Annotated in this window: 16 protein-coding genes; 8 read left to right on the plus strand and 8 right to left on the minus strand. The window is 47.7% G+C overall.

Features of this window, described 5'->3' with window-relative positions; translation table 11 throughout:
• Positions 1-114: 114 nt before the first annotated feature.
• Positions 115-519 carry a winged helix-turn-helix transcriptional regulator gene (locus ACL9RG_RS04395; protein WP_422791372.1) on the minus strand — a complete coding sequence of 135 codons (405 nt, stop codon included), beginning with the start codon at positions 517-519 and terminating at the stop codon, positions 115-117.
• 54 nt (positions 520-573) lie between these two features.
• On the opposite strand from ACL9RG_RS04395, the gene ACL9RG_RS04400 reads away from it, so the two are divergent.
• Positions 574-900: a nuclear transport factor 2 family protein gene (locus ACL9RG_RS04400; RefSeq protein WP_422791373.1), complete on the plus strand. Its 327-nt coding sequence runs from the start codon at positions 574-576 to the stop codon at positions 898-900.
• A complete protein-coding gene (locus ACL9RG_RS04405) occupies positions 897-1679 on the plus strand; it encodes an SDR family oxidoreductase (protein ID WP_422791374.1) in 783 nt (260 codons plus the stop codon). The genes ACL9RG_RS04400 and ACL9RG_RS04405 overlap by 4 nt, the downstream gene beginning before the upstream one ends.
• Positions 1680-1736: 57 nt before the next feature.
• On the opposite strand, the gene ACL9RG_RS04410 is transcribed toward ACL9RG_RS04405, so the two are convergent.
• The 3 genes from ACL9RG_RS04410 to ACL9RG_RS04420 all read right to left on the minus strand — a co-directional run bounded on the left by ACL9RG_RS04410 (position 1737) and on the right by ACL9RG_RS04420 (position 3642).
• On the minus strand, positions 1737-1898 hold the full coding sequence (locus ACL9RG_RS04410) for a hypothetical protein (RefSeq protein WP_422791375.1): 162 nt from the start codon (positions 1896-1898) through the stop codon (positions 1737-1739).
• A gap of 125 nt (positions 1899-2023) precedes the next feature.
• Positions 2024-2410 (minus strand): VOC family protein, encoded by a 387-nt coding sequence (locus ACL9RG_RS04415; protein ID WP_422791376.1) that lies wholly within the window; start codon positions 2408-2410, stop codon positions 2024-2026.
• Between the two features lie 11 nt (positions 2411-2421).
• Complete coding sequence (locus ACL9RG_RS04420) at positions 2422-3642, minus strand: MFS transporter (protein WP_422791377.1); 1221 nt, start codon at positions 3640-3642, stop codon at positions 2422-2424.
• A 116-nt stretch (positions 3643-3758) separates the two neighbouring features.
• Between ACL9RG_RS04420 and ACL9RG_RS04425 the strand changes: the two genes are divergently transcribed.
• The 4 genes from ACL9RG_RS04425 to ACL9RG_RS04440 all read left to right on the plus strand — a co-directional run bounded on the left by ACL9RG_RS04425 (position 3759) and on the right by ACL9RG_RS04440 (position 7754).
• Positions 3759-4652: a LysR family transcriptional regulator gene (locus ACL9RG_RS04425; protein ID WP_422791378.1), complete on the plus strand. Its 894-nt coding sequence runs from the start codon at positions 3759-3761 to the stop codon at positions 4650-4652.
• Between the two features lie 107 nt (positions 4653-4759).
• Positions 4760-6043, plus strand: a complete 1284-nt coding sequence (gene folC, locus ACL9RG_RS04430) for a bifunctional tetrahydrofolate synthase/dihydrofolate synthase (RefSeq protein ID WP_422791379.1) — start codon at positions 4760-4762, stop codon at positions 6041-6043.
• 143 nt (positions 6044-6186) lie between these two features.
• The gene (locus ACL9RG_RS04435) at positions 6187-6435 is read left to right on the plus strand and encodes a helix-turn-helix domain-containing protein (protein WP_422791380.1); all 249 of its coding nucleotides are present in this window, start codon (positions 6187-6189) and stop codon (positions 6433-6435) included.
• Positions 6435-7754, plus strand: a complete 1320-nt coding sequence (locus ACL9RG_RS04440; protein WP_422791381.1) for a type II toxin-antitoxin system HipA family toxin — start codon at positions 6435-6437, stop codon at positions 7752-7754. Before ACL9RG_RS04435 ends, ACL9RG_RS04440 begins: the two co-directional genes overlap by 1 nt.
• A 143-nt stretch (positions 7755-7897) precedes the next feature.
• Here the strand turns inward: ACL9RG_RS04440 and ACL9RG_RS04445 are convergent, their stop codons facing one another.
• A complete protein-coding gene (locus ACL9RG_RS04445) occupies positions 7898-8830 on the minus strand; it encodes an AraC family transcriptional regulator (RefSeq protein WP_422791382.1) in 933 nt (310 codons plus the stop codon).
• Positions 8831-9010: 180 nt separating this feature from the next.
• Here ACL9RG_RS04445 and ACL9RG_RS04450 point away from each other — a divergent pair, with 180 nt between their 5' ends.
• A complete protein-coding gene (locus tag ACL9RG_RS04450) occupies positions 9011-9868 on the plus strand; it encodes an oxidoreductase (protein WP_422791383.1) in 858 nt (285 codons plus the stop codon).
• A 100-nt stretch (positions 9869-9968) separates the two neighbouring features.
• On the opposite strand, the gene ACL9RG_RS04455 is transcribed toward ACL9RG_RS04450, so the two are convergent.
• Positions 9969-10775: an AraC family transcriptional regulator N-terminal domain-containing protein gene (locus tag ACL9RG_RS04455; RefSeq protein ID WP_422791589.1), complete on the minus strand. Its 807-nt coding sequence runs from the start codon at positions 10773-10775 to the stop codon at positions 9969-9971.
• 344 nt (positions 10776-11119) lie between these two features.
• On the opposite strand from ACL9RG_RS04455, the gene ACL9RG_RS04460 reads away from it, so the two are divergent.
• Positions 11120-12082, plus strand: coding sequence for an alpha/beta hydrolase (locus ACL9RG_RS04460; protein ID WP_422791384.1), 963 nt, complete (start codon positions 11120-11122; stop codon positions 12080-12082).
• A 133-nt stretch (positions 12083-12215) separates the two neighbouring features.
• On the opposite strand, the gene map is transcribed toward ACL9RG_RS04460, so the two are convergent.
• Both map and gorA read right to left on the minus strand, forming a co-directional pair.
• Complete coding sequence (map, locus tag ACL9RG_RS04465) at positions 12216-13025, minus strand: type I methionyl aminopeptidase (RefSeq protein ID WP_422791385.1); 810 nt, start codon at positions 13023-13025, stop codon at positions 12216-12218.
• Between the two features lie 263 nt (positions 13026-13288).
• The gene (gene gorA / locus ACL9RG_RS04470) at positions 13289-14641 is read right to left on the minus strand and encodes a glutathione-disulfide reductase (protein WP_422791386.1); all 1353 of its coding nucleotides are present in this window, start codon (positions 14639-14641) and stop codon (positions 13289-13291) included.
• Positions 14642-14728 lie beyond the last annotated feature (87 nt).

A 14728-nucleotide genomic window follows, 5' to 3' on the forward strand; every position in this document is an offset into this window, starting at 1 on the left:
AGGGGCGCTCCGGCGAGCAAGCTCGCTACGACCCCAACGGTTTACTTTCCCTAATAACGGACTTTGTCAGCAGTCTGAACCGCGGGGTATTTACCCCGCGATTAGCATTAGCTATCAATCTGATGGCGAAGAATCTGCATGTTTGTCTGAGATATCCTCACGCAATGCCGCCCAGGTTAATAATGCATCTAGCGCAGGACACAGCGCCTGTCCCCACTCAGTAAGACAGTATTCAACCTTAGGGGGAACTTGATGGTGCACAATCCTTTGGACGATGCCATCTTGCTCTAATTGCCGTAATTGCTGGATCAGCATTTTTTGCGATATGGCAGGAATAGCGCGTTCAAGATCTGAAAAGCGTAAAATTTGGCCGCCAAAGAGGTGGAACAAAATCACCAACTTCCAGCGTCCCTCTAGCAGTTTTATAATTTTTTCGACGCCAGCCGCAGCAGTTTCTCTTGTGTAATCATGATGCTTACTTTTTGGTAAGTACCCTACTTTTTTGTCTGTACTTGTCATTTTTTCGTGTGAAGGAGATGATTTGTTGAGACAAAGTTAATCAGGAGAGCTGCCATGTCAATTATTTTACCCTCGGCTATTGCGGGCTATTTTGCCGCAGACAAACAAGATGCTGCCACTGTAGCTCAGTATTTTACTGAGAATGCGCTGGTAGTGGATGAGCAAAAAACACATAGAGGCAGAGCCGCTATTTATCAGTGGAAAGCGGAGACCAGCAGTAAATATAGCTATATCAGCGAGCCGATCTCTATCGCGCACAACGGGGAGATTATTACCGTTATCAGCCGTCTGACCGGCAACTTCCCCGGCAGTCCTATTGATCTCAGTTACGCATTTATCCTTGAAAATAATACGATCGCGCGTTTGGAGATAGGCGTATGAATTTCGATCTTGGTTTAAAAGGGGTACGCACTTTAGTCACCGGCGGGACGAAAGGCGTCGGCGCTGCCGTGGTTAAAACGCTGGTCGAACTTGGCGCTCGGGTAATAACGACAGCACGCACGATACCTGATAATACCTTGGAAGGCGTTCATTATCTTGCCGCAGATATTAGTACGGCTGAGGGCTGTGTAAAGGTGGCAACACAAGTGTGTGAGCGGCTCGGTGGGGTAGATATTTTGATTAACGTGGTCGGCGGCTCTTCTACACCTGGCGGTGGTTTCGCTGTTCTGAATGATGAGCTGTGGCTGGAGGAACTTAATCTGAATCTGATGTCAGCCGTTCGTCTTGATCGCGCGTTATTACCGAAGATGATCGAGCAAGGCACCGGTGTGATTGTTCATGTCACCTCTATTCAACATCAACTCCCGCTACCCGAATCCACGACGGCGTATGCTGCTGCCAAGGCTGCATTGTCGACATACAGTAAAAGCTTATCGAAGGAAGTCACGCCTAAGGGCATACGAGTCGTACGAGTTTCGCCTGGCTGGGTAGAAACGGAAGCTGCGGTTGCTTTGGCGCAACGATTAGCAGAACAGGCTTCAACGGATTATGAAGGTGGAAAGCAGATCATCATGGATGCATTAGGCGGTATTCCTCTTGGTCGACCGGCGAAACCAAAGGAAGTTGCTGACCTCATTGCTTTTGTTGTGTCACCGCGGGCGGCAGCGATAACCGGGACCGAATTTGTCATTGACGGTGGAACGGTACCAACGGCGTAACCTCAATCTGCAAGTACTGATATACCTGGTATTAAGGCAAAAATAACAGGTATTAATTTACATTATCATCGCCAAAAATGAGGCGAAAATTGCCAATAATCTGGCAAATATAGCATTAATGCCTTGTAGTGATGAGGCAAACAGCGCGATGCCAATGGCGGCAACGGAGAAAAATACTCGCGATGGATTTTCAATAATATATCCGACAAACCCTTCCATGTTTTATCATCCCGGAGAAGCATCCGCTAAAGGTGGCAAGAGAGTAGCATGGGGTGGCAACAGGTTGTTTTGTTGTTTACAGGACATTACCTTTCACCCGCTGCTACCCTTATTTTTTGCCTCATCTACGACGTTAGCCGGTTTGCAATCTCAAGCAGATTATTATCCGGGTCACGAATATAAACTGACATAATTGGCCCTTCTGCACCGGTGCGTTCCACCGGTCCTTCCTCAATAGCAATGCTTAGTGCGCGGAGTTCATCAATGACTTCCGCCAGCGGTGTGCTGCAAATAAAGCATAAATCAGCTGAGCCTGGCGTTGGGTGCTGCGCTTTGGGCTCAAATTCTGCTCCGCGTTGATGTAAATTGATTTTTTGCTGACCAAACACCAGCGCCTTGCGGCGTTGCTTAAACGTCACGACGTCAAAACCTAGCACCTGCTGATAAAAACGTACGGTAGTATTGATATCGGCGACGGTTAATACCAAATGGTCCAAACGTTCTATTTTCATCTGTTATCCCCTTATACACGTTGATGACGCAGAGTGTGGACGGCGAAGAAAGCAATAGCGAGCAAGAGTAGACAAAACAGCACCACGCCTGACCAACTGTGGCTTTGCCACACGCTGCCGCCTGCTGAACCGAGCAGGCTGGAACCCAGATAATAGGCCAGCAGATAGAGCGCTGATGCATGGCCTTTATTACCAGCGGCCAATCGCCCGACCAGGCCGCTGGCGACGGAATGGGTCATAAAAAATCCAATGGTAATCAATATAATGCCGACAATAATGGCGAGTAATGGTGACAGTAATGTCAGTAATAACCCGACGAGTGATATGCTCAATCCACATAACAACACCCGATTGCGGCCAAAACGATCTGCAAGCCCACCGGCAAGAGAAGATGCAGCGATACCAAAGACATAGGCCATAAAAATCAGCCCAATTTTGGTCTGTGACAGCGCGTACGGCGACTGCATCAGGCGAAATCCGGCATAGTTATAGACGGTGACAAATGCACCAACGGCGACAAAGCCAATCAGAAAGACCCAAGGCAGGCGTTTATCTGCAAGATGTTGTTTCCAGGCACGCAGATGAAAGCGCAGATCAAATTTTTGATGGCTGAGTACGCGACGTGCCGGCGGCAATAGCAGGAAAAACACCAGCGCCGCCACTAAATCAATCACGCCGATGGTGATAAGAGCCGTTTGCCAAGAAAACTGTTCGTAAAGAAAGCTCATGCCGACGCGACCAATCATGCCGCCAAAGGCCGTGCCCCCCACGTAAATCCCCATCGATAGACCGAACCCGCTGGTGTCTATTTCTTCGGCCAAATAGGCCATTGCCACTGCCGGAACCCCGCCGAGTACAAAGCCTTCAGCGGCGCGCAAAACTAACAAACTGTGCCAGTTGGGAGCGTAGGCCACGGCGATATTGAGCGCGGCGGCTAGCAGCATCGAGACAAACATCAGCCCGCGTTTACCGAGGTTTTCTGATAGCGCCCCCGCCAGGAAAATAGATAACGCTAGGAACGCTGTACTTAACGACAACACCAAGGAGCTTTGCGCGGCACCGACCTGAAAATGTTGCGCAAATACCGGTAGCAGCGGTTGCACACAATAGAGCAGGGAGAAAGTAGAAAATCCTGCCATAAATAGTGCGACGCTAATGGCCCAATAAGGACGGGTGCCGGGAAAAATACCCTGTTTTTCAGGGATGGAAAGCGAAGACTCACTGATTTGCATAACCTTGACCTCGGCAAACAAAGTGTTGATTTAACACCGTTGCGGATATTGTCGGTAGACTCAGCTATGCTATCCAATATATATCACAGGCATCTATTATAGGTTTTGCGACTATCATGGAATTACGGCATCTACGTTACTTCCTTACCGTGGCTGAAGAACTCAATTTCTCTCGTGCCGCGCTGCGTTTGAATATCAGCCAGCCACCGCTGAGTCAGCAAATCAAAGCGTTGGAGGCCAGAATTGGCGCACCGCTGTTTCGTCGTTTATCGCACGGGGTGGAATTAACCTCGGCGGGGCTGGCATTTCAACAAGAGGCATATCGCGCAGTAGAAAGCGCAGAGAAAGCCGTATTGGCCGCCCAGCGCGCGGCGCGTGGTGTCACCGGTAATCTGCGTTTGGGATTCACCAGTTCGGCGGCATTTAATCCATTGTTGGCGGCACGTATCCGCGATTTTCAGCGTGAATGGCCCGAAGTTCGTCTGGATCTGGTAGAAAACAACACGTTATATCTGCTGGAAAGTCTGCTGGAGGATCGGCTGGATGTGATTTATATGCGTCCCGGAATTCATCAGCCAGACAATATCGAATTATACCGTTTGCCCGATGAAGCCATGAAAGTCGTGGTTCCAGCCACCCATCCGTTAGCGCAGCAAAAATCTGTCAATCTGCTGCAACTCAAAGATGAGCTATTTATTCTGTTTCCAGCCGCCGTCGGGCTGACACTTTTTGACGAGATAATGATTTGCTGTCGTGCGGCAGGGTTTGAACCGAAACGTACGCAAGTCGCGCCGCAAATGTCCTCGGTGGTCAATTTTGTTGCCGCTGAAATGGGGGTTTCTCTGGTACCTGCCTCGGTTTCACAAATTCAGGTTCATAACGTGCGTTATCTGGATATTGTCGGAATTTCGCCGCTAGCACGTCTGGCGGTTGCCACCCGTCGCCATGAGCCCTCGATTCTGGTGAAACATTTTGTGCAGGGCGTCAGCGGTAAAAAAGGGCGCGCATAGTGCGAATTCTACGAAGATTGTGTGAAGATACTCATGAGTGAAGATAGTGCCAGTAATAAGCATGCACCAGGTTTTTGATTGAACATCACCTCCCAGAGAAAAATAATATGAGCGAAAAAATCAGCCTCCCTACCCATGTTTCAACGCTACAAGAGTGGTTGTTGTATATCGATAGCCTACATTCACAAGTTATTGATATGAGCCTAAACAGAATTAAATCTGTGGCCAGCGATCTGGATATTTTAAAACCCGCGCCTTTTGTCTTTCTCGTTGGCGGCACCAATGGCAAAGGCACCACCTGCCATTCACTGGAAAAAATACTGCAACTTTCTGGGTACAAAGTGGGGGTGTTCAGTTCACCGCACATGATTAATTATACCGAAACCGTGCGTATTCAAGGTCAGGAGCTGGCTGATAGCGACCATATTGCCGCTTTTAGCGCCATTAATGATGCCCGGCAGGACACCACGTTAACGCCATTTGAGTTCAATACACTGGGCGCTTTCTGGTTAATGAAACAGGCGCAGGTTGACGTGGCGATTATTGAAGTGGGCATGGGCGGGCGAGATGACGCGACCAATATTATCGACCCGGATCTGTCGGTCATTACTAACGTGGCCCTCGACCACGAAGACTGGCTAGGCAAAGATATCGAAAGCATCGGTCAGGTTAAAGCCGGTATCTTCCGCGCAGGTAAACCGGCGGTGATTGGGCAGTCTCAGGCACCGGCTGCGCTGTTTGATTATGCCAACAGCATTGGTGCTAAGATTCATCACCGCGATGAGCAGTGGCACTTCACCGTTAACGACGATCGCTGGGCCTTTACGGATGCTACCGGCACGATTGCTGACTTAGCGATGCCGCTGATGCCATTGGAAAACGTTGCTACCGCGCTGGCCGCACTGCGTGTCAGTCAATTAAATGTCGATTTGGCGGCGGTTAAAGAGGTGATTCTGAGCGCTAATTTACCCGGCCGCTTCCAGATTATTGAAAATAAACCAACGGTAATTTTAGACGCGGCACACAATCCTCATGCTGCGGCGTATCTGGCACAAAGACTCAATCACTATGTTAAAACCCGCAACGGCGAGAAAAAGGGCAAGATCCGTTTCGTGATTGGTATGCTGATCAATAAAGATATCAAAAGCACGGTCGGGCATTTAACCCCGTTATCAGACAATTGGTACTGCTGTGCGATTAACGCCGGGCCAAGAAGCTCTAAAGCCGAAGATGTGGCGCAATATCTTGCGCAGGCCAGCACCTATCCAGATATCCTGGCCGGTTGGCAAGCGGCACAGCAGGATGCTGATGAAAACGACATTATTGTGGTCTGTGGGTCATTCTTCGCGGTAGCGCCAGTGTTAAAAGAGATTCGGGCGCAGCAAGCTTAATTTATTTAACGGCTATAACAGGTAAATCATATTTTACCGGTTATAGCCGTTAAACTTGCATTTACCTGTTAGGGGCGGTAAGGTCGTTTTCTGACCACTGTGCCAACTCCCCACCGAACCTGCACTTGTGCTGAAGAGGCAATATGAAAATAACATCTGCCAGGCAGCTAGCTATCTACCTAAAAGATCAGCGTAAATCTCAAAAAATGACCCAGTCTGCCACCGCGAGCCGAGTCGGTATTAGGCAAGATACAGTGTCCAAGTTTGAGCATCACCCTGATACCACGATGGTGGATACGTTATTTAAAATTATCTCGGCACTAAATTTAGAACTGCATGTTGAGCAAAAAGATAAAAATAAAAAACCGAGTGAATGGAAGGAAGAATGGTGATGAAGCGCCTTTCGGTCTATATGAATGGCTATCTTACCGGCACGCTGATTCAAGAGAATAACGGTGCGCATACTTTTATTTATGCGCAATCTTGGTTAGATATTGCCGATGCCCGGCCTATTTCTCTCTCTTTACCTCTTCGTAAAGAGAAGTATGAAGGAGCAGAAGTCTTTAATTTTTTTGACAATTTGCTGCCTGATAATCGCAACATTCGAGAAAGAATTGCCGCTAAATATCACGCAAAATCGATGCAACCTTTTGATTTGTTATCTGAGATTGGTCGAGATTGTGTCGGAGCATTGTTGCTGTTGCCGGAGGGACAAGCGGTACCCAATATCAAAGTGATCAATGGTCGGCCATTAAGTACTCAGCAATTGATTGATGTGTTAAACAGTTATCAAGCCGAGCCGACGAGTGATGAATTATCTGAGCTAGATTTCCGCATTTCCATTGCGGGCGCTCAAGAAAAAACCGCCCTATTAAAATATGACCACCAGTGGCAACTGCCTTTAGGGATTACGCCGACGACGCATATCTTCAAATTGCCAATTGGCACTATTCAAAGTCACAGCCACACTTTAGATCTCACCGACAGTGTTGAAAATGAATGGCTTTGTATGCGTTTGGCTAAGGCTTATGGTCTGGATGTTGCAGATTGCGAAATGCTGCACTTATCTGGGGTAAAAACGCTGGCTGTTGAACGATTCGACCGACGTTTGGCGCTTGATGGTTCGTGGATACTCCGATTACCGCAGGAAGATTTTTGTCAGATACAGGGTATTTCTTCAGCACAGAAATATGAAAGTGACGGCGGTCCGGGTATTGCCAATATTATGAAAATTCTCGTAGGTTCTGATCATGCAGAACAAGACCGGGAACACTTTATGAAAAGTCAGTTATTGTTCTGGCTACTTGCGGCGAGCGACGGGCATGCGAAGAATTTCTCCATTTTTATTCAGCCGAATGGCGGCTATCGACTTACGCCGCTGTATGACATCCTTTCCTGTTATCCAATGATCGGTGGGCGAGGATTGGCAGAAAAAGACATCAAATTAGCGATGAGCCTGGCATCGACCAGGAGCGGTAAAAAATATCTTTGGCAGCGCATCTTCCCACGGCACTTTCTCGCGACAGCCAGACACTGTGGTTTTGATGAACAGAGAATGCAGGAAATCATGACCGACTTTTTTGAAAAGACACCGGCAGTATTGGCGCAGATTAGGGCTGAATTGCCGGAAGACTTTCCGGAAAATATTAGCCAGGCTATTTTAGGCGGCATTGAGAAGTGTGTTACCAGGCTGGGTGCTACTCCGCAATAAAAACGGGTGGCAATCATCAAGATCTACTCTCTGTTTCGTATTGTCATTTCAATTGTTTCTGTCGGCTACTTTAGCTTTCACAACCGTCTTTTCTTCGAGTAAATACTATCGACTGAGTAAGGCAATCACCAAAACACCGCATATTAATGCGAAGAAACAAATGCCGCCGCCGCATGTTCTGGGGGAATGGCGAAGTTTGCTTTCATCCGTTTGACCTCTGCACTCGGGCTGCGGCCAAATAAACGTTTGAACTCACGGCTAAACTGGGAGGCGCTTTCATAACCGACTTGCAGCGAGGCCGTCACCGCCGTTATATCTTTGCGTACCATCAATAATCTGGCCTGATGCAGGCGCAACGATTTCAAATATTGCATTGGCGTGGTATGGGTGATGAGCTTGAAATGACTATGAAACGTGGCAACGCTCATATTGGCGTGTTCTGCCAGTTGGGCGACATCTATATTCTGCTTATAGTTGCTGTGAATATAACGGATCGCTTTATAAATTCGACCAAACTGCCCCTGTAAGATCAGTGCGCTGCGTATTGTTCCCCCTTGCTCGCTGGTTAACACCCGATAGTAAATCTCACGCACCAGCGCTGGGCCCAGGATTGCCGCTTCTTGCGAGTGACTCATTATTTGCAGAAAATGCAGCACAGTCTGGCTCAACGTCTCATCCATGGCCGTTGATAGCATACTTTGTGGTGCAGGTAATACCTGTGGCTGGTGGCTGTCTATTTTTAGGATAAGTTCGGCGGCGACGGCAAAGTCGAGATGCATATAAATTGCTAATAAGGGTTCATCCGTGCTGGCATCCGTTTCCATAGTAAAAGGCACGGGCAACGACACGGCAAGATAATGCTGAGCATCATAAACATAAACGCGATCGCCAAAATATCCTCGTTTGGTTCCCTGACAGACAATAACAATGCCGGGATCATATAAAACCGGCGTGCGCTTTAGCGGTCGGTTTGAACGCAGAAAACGCACATCCGGTAGGGCAGAAAGCGTATAACCTTCTTCCGGTGCCAGTTTTTCTAGCAAATCAATTATCTGTTTTTGTACTGTCTGACTCATGCGTTTTTCCTAGCGGTATGACTGGCAACACAGTATCAATAATCGATGCTAGAAAATACGCCGCCCAGAGTTTTAGGCAATACTCTCCGAGTAACAGGTCTCTTTATGACAGCGTGATACGGCTATTCTGAACGCCGTAAATGTCTGTCGGCATTACCCATTGTCATACTGGAGAAGGCTATGTCTACACTTAAAAACACAGTGTCTGAACTGAAAAATATTCTGATTACTGGTGTCAGCAGCGGTTTTGGTCGCGCATTAGCAATAGAAGCGTTGGCCGACGGCCATTGTGTTATCGGTACCGTACGCAATGCTCAAGCCGCCGCCAACTTCTCTGCCTTGCATACAACGCGAGCCATTGCCCGCATTCTGGATGTGACCCATTTTGCTGGTATTAACGAAACCATTGCTGAAATCGAAGATACCGTCGGTGCCATTGATGTATTGGTCAACAATGCGGGCTATGGACATGAAGGAGTGTTTGAAGAGTCGCCGCTTGAAGAAATGCGCCGTCAGTTTGACGTTAACGTCTTTGGGGCCGTCGCCGTAACTAAAGCGGTGCTACCTTTTATGCGTCGACGTCGCAGCGGCCATATTCTGAATATCACCTCGATGGGCGGATTTATTACCATGCCCGGCATTGCCTATTACTGTGGTAGTAAGTTTGCGCTGGAAGGGATCTCTGAAGTGCTCAGTAAGGAGCTAGCCCCTTTCAATATCTTTGTCACCGCCGTTGAGCCGGGCTCATTTCGCACCGACTGGGCGGGGCGCTCAATGGTTCGCAGCCCACGTACCTTGAGCGAATACGACGCACTGTTTGATCCCATCCGTCAAGCGCGTGAGGCCAAAAGCGGCAAGCAGTTAGGCAGCCCGCAGAAAGCTGCTCGAGTCATGCTAACGCTGATTGCCAGTACAAATCCTCCCGCTCATTTACTGTTGGGCAGCGACGCCTTGCAGCTGGTACGCCAAAAACTGGCGGACTGGAGTGAGGAAATCGATCGCTGGGAAGTATTAACCCGCTCGACGGACGGCGAGTAATTCGTGGGAGCCGGTTCGTACCTATCGGCTCTCACCAGACGTTAAATGAATAAACCCTACCTGTGCCGGTAGGGTTTATTCATAAAAACATAGCTATGCTCTACTGTTTAAGGGACGCATTGGCCACGCTGGTTTCTCTGATAAATCTCCCATCTTCATTTGGAGGTCGCCCAAATAAACGCCGATATTCACGGCTGAACTGAGATGGACTATCGTAACCTACTTCAAAACCAATCTCTGCCACACTTTTTAGAGATGATGCGATCAGTGTTCGAGCCATTTGTAATCGCACTTGTTTTTGAAATTGAATTGGGCTCAGAGATGTCACCGATAAAAAATGTCTATGGAAGGATGTGGCACTCATACTAGCTTCTTGCGCTAAGGTATCAATCCGGATGTTTTCTTTATAGTGGTTACGTATCCATCTGATTGCCCGAAAAATTTGCATCATGCGGCCATTTGATATGCCAAGCTGTTGGAGCATTGCTCCCTGTTCACCATTAATTAAGCGCCAGAGAATTTCACGCTCAATCGACGGGGCCAAAATTGGAATGTCTTTTGGATTATCCAATAATCTTAATAATCGGGTAAGTGGATCAAGCAGATCATCGCTCAGCTCGCTGACTGCAATACTGCCTTGATTGGTCATATTCTCTGGGGGGAATCCACTTTCGAGCAGAAGAGCAGCAACTCTTTCGGGCTTAATTGTCAATCCTAAGCCTAGTAACGGCTCATCTTCACTGGCCTCTATGACATTAGAACTGAGAGGCAGGTCAACGAGATAAATAAGATATTGCCCTGCAGAATAGCGGTATGTTTGTTGGCCAAGAGCAACTTGTTTTACTCCTTGAATCAGAAGAGCAAAGGTAGGTTCTGCTAAATACAATAGGGGTTGGAGTGGTGTAATTCGATAATGTCACATTTGGCAGCAGCTTCTGCGCTTCATGTGACCCTACATAGCGTTGAATGAGCGCCTTTAATTCTCCCCATAAATACGCTTTATTTGTATTCATCAATAACACCTCAATGAAGCTTAATAAGCTGAGAGAAAACTCATAATTGGTAGGATTGTGCATGAGGCGGGTAGTTTCTGTCTATCAACTACACTGAGTTTTATCGTTCAATAATGTTCTTGCAGATAGCCACTCGACAAGGCTCCACGATGTAGCCAGAAAAGAGGGCTAAGTGTGGAGCGTAGAACATTTATCAAATCTGTATTAATTGCATCATCCGTTTTTTACCTTTTAAGGATTGGCTTCAAACCAATTATCCCCCCAACTATTAGGGAAAATAAATATTAAAAAGCAATCTGTTACGTTTGAAAGTTCAGGGTTGTCACTCTCCGGCGATCTATACATCCCTGATGGCATTGGCGATGGAAAGTATCCTGCTATTGTTGTGAGCCACCCTGCCAGCGGTGTAAAAGAACAGACTGCTGGATTGTACGCACGCAATCTCGCAGAGCACGGGTTTATCACTCTTGCTTTTGACGCTACTTATAACGGTGAGAGTGCCGGAGAACCAAGAGGGCTTGAAGATCCTGGTCAACGTATTGAGGATATAAAAGCTGCCGTTTCGTTCATAAGCCTGCATGATAATGTTGATTCCGAAAAAATTGGATTGCTTGGGATTTGTGCTTCTGGTGGATATGCGATCCCCGCAACAGCGTCAGACCACCGAATTAAAGCCGTTGCAACAGTGAGTGGCATTAGCATCGGGGAATTTTTCCGTGTCGGTTATGACGGTAAACAACCGTCGTCAGTTCTTAATATGATGCTCGACAATGCTGGTAAAGCTCGTACGGATGAAGCACGAAACGAAGCAACGAAAACGTTTCCGATTTTCCCTGCCGACGAAGCCGCTGCCCGGGCGTTGGGGCAATATGTTTATGAAGGTTGGGAGTATTATTGTACCCCTCGCGGATACCATCCTCGTTCTGCGAAACAGATGCCGTGGATTAGTGTGGATAAGATGGTGACTTTTGACGGTTTTCGTTTTATCCATCTGATCGCACCACGCCCCGTGCTTACCATTGTCGGTACCAAAGCAGCAACTAAATGGATGGCTGAAGAGGCATTCCCCCGAGCTGGTGAGCCAAAAGAGCTATTTTGGATCGAAGGAGCCAGTCATGTTGACCTGTATGATAAAGAGCAGTTTGTCATACCTGCCGTTGCCAAATTATCAGATTTCTATCGTGACTCTCTGGGTGTTTGAGTCTTTTTAATATTATCTATTACCATCAAGGACGGAGATAGGTTCAGATATACATAACAAGGGCCTTTAAAAGGCCTTTGTTATGTCATGTTGAGGCTGGTTTAACCTAACAGGCATCTGCCCTTAATCATTATCAGGCTTTAGCAATAAACGCCGCGAACTTTTCACGCTCTTCTTCACGCAGCGTAAGCACGTCAAACCCGTCGGCGGTGACCAAAATAGTGTGCTCAAACTGGGCTGATAAACGGCGATCTTTGGTCGTCACTGTCCAACCATCGCTGTGCAATTTAACCTGCGCTTTGCCCTGATTAATCATTGGCTCGATAGTGAAGGTCATGCCTTCTTGCAACACGAAACCGCGACCCGGCTTACCGTAGTGCAACACCTGCGGATCTTCATGCATTGCCTGACCGATGCCATGGCCGCAATATTCTTCCACCACTGAGTAGTTATTCCCTTCAGCGTGTTGCTGGATGGCGTGGCCAATATCTCCAAGCGTTGCGCCGGGTTTTACCAGTGCGATAGCTTTGTATAAAGATTCTTGGGTGATATCAACCAGTCTTTGTGCATGTGATTCGATGTCGCCAACGGCAAAGGTCACGCAACTATCGCCATAATAACCGTCTTTTTTAACGGTCAGGTCGACTTTGACAATATCACCGTTTTTTAAGGGCTTATCAGACGGCCAACCATGACAAACAACATGATTGACGGAGGTATTCGCCGTATGAGGATAGCCATATTGACCTAAGCTGCCGGGAATAGCCTTGAGGGTATGGATAATATAATCGTGGCAGAAACTATCAATCTCTAGTGTGGTAATACCGGGTTGAATGATAGGGCGTACTGCTTGCAACACGTCAGCGGTTAAGCGCCCAGACTCGCGCATTTTTATTATCTCTTCCGTACTTTTGATTTTTACATCGCTGTTACGTTCAGGCATATGAAATCCTATTTCTCTTAAATATAACGCCTTGAATAATTTATTATTCAAGGCAGCTAGGCCGTTATGTTTTTGTTATTAGCGAGACTTTTATCATCTCATGGGCGGTTATTTGTACCATTGTAGCGATATTTTTGTCTGCTGTGGTATATCACCGATGTGCTTGAGATTTGCCACGCAATAAAAAAGGCCAGCAACCGAAGTTGCTGGCCTAATATCTTGATAGCCATTATTTGCAAGAGGCCTTGCCTCTTGCAAGGCACTTAGCGCATGGTCACAAACTCTTCTGCGCCAGTCGGGTGAATCGCGACGGTGTTATCGAAGTCTTTCTTGGTTGCGCCCATTTTGATGGCGACCGCGAAGCCTTGCAGGATTTCATCCATACCGAAGCCGATACCGTGCAGACCGACGATCTTCTCGTCTTTACCTGCACAAACCAGCTTCATACGGCAAGGCTGGCGGTGCTGGGTCACGGCGGTGTACATCGCTGTGAAGGACGATTTGTAGATTTTCACTTCCGCTTCGCCATATTTCTCTTTGGCTTCGGTCTCGGTCAGGCCGATGGTACCAATTGGCGGGTGGCTGAATACAACGGTTGGGATCAGGTTGTAATCCAAATGCTCGTCTGGTTTGTTGTTAAACAAACGTTCAGACAGGCGGCGACCTGCGGCAACGGCAACGGGAGTCAGTTCAACGGCACCGGTATTATCACCTACCGCGTAGATACCTTTCACGCTGGTGTTCTGGTACTTATCAACTTCGATATAGCCTTTAGCATTGGTTTTTACACCGGTCGCTTTCAGGTTGAAGTTGTCAGTTTCTGGCACACGGCCAATTGCCCATACCAGGCTATCAACTTCAAATTCTTTACCGTTTTCCAGTTTCAGCGTCAGGCTGCCGTCGGCATTTTTGACCACTTCTTTTGGAATTGACTCGGTGTGCAACGCTGGGCCTTCGGTGTTCATTACTTCAACCAGCGTTTCAACGATCATTGGGTCGAAAGTACGCAGCGGTGCATGTTTACGCACGAACAGATGTGTTTCAGCACCCAGTCCGTTCATTACACCGGCGATTTCTACTGCGATATAACCTGCGCCCACGACGGCAACGCGTTTTGGCATGTCGGTTAAATCGAAGAAACCGTCTGAATCGATACCGTATTCAGCCCCTGGAATATCAGGATGGCTTGGACGACCGCCGGTGGCGATCAGAATATGGTCAGCAGTGATGGTTTCGCCGTTCACTTCCACGGTATGCGCATCAACAAAACGCGCGAAGCCTTTGATCACATCAACTTTGTTTTTACCTAATACGTTGTCGTAAGAGGTATGAATACGGTCGATATAAGCGGTACGACTGGCAACCAGCGTTTTCCAGTTAAAACCGTTAACGGTGGTGTCGAAACCGTAATCCGGGCCGTAGTTACGGATAGCTTCGGAGATTTGAGCGGCGTGCCACATCACTTTTTTCGGAACACAACCGACGTTAACGCAGGTGCCACCCAGTTCTTTCGCTTCGATGATGGCACATTTCTGTCCATACATTGCCGCTCGGTTGATGGATGCAATACCGCCACTGCCACCGCCAATTGCCAGATAGTCGTAATGTTTGGTCATCTGAGTTTCCATAGGTTGTGAATTTAGAAAAATGAGATCCATTTAACGGATCTTTTAATGCCCAAGAGTTTAACGTCTGCCAGCCTA

This window comes from Rouxiella sp. Mn2063, from assembly GCF_049319665.1.
GTDB lineage: Bacteria > Pseudomonadota > Gammaproteobacteria > Enterobacterales > Enterobacteriaceae > JBMOUD01.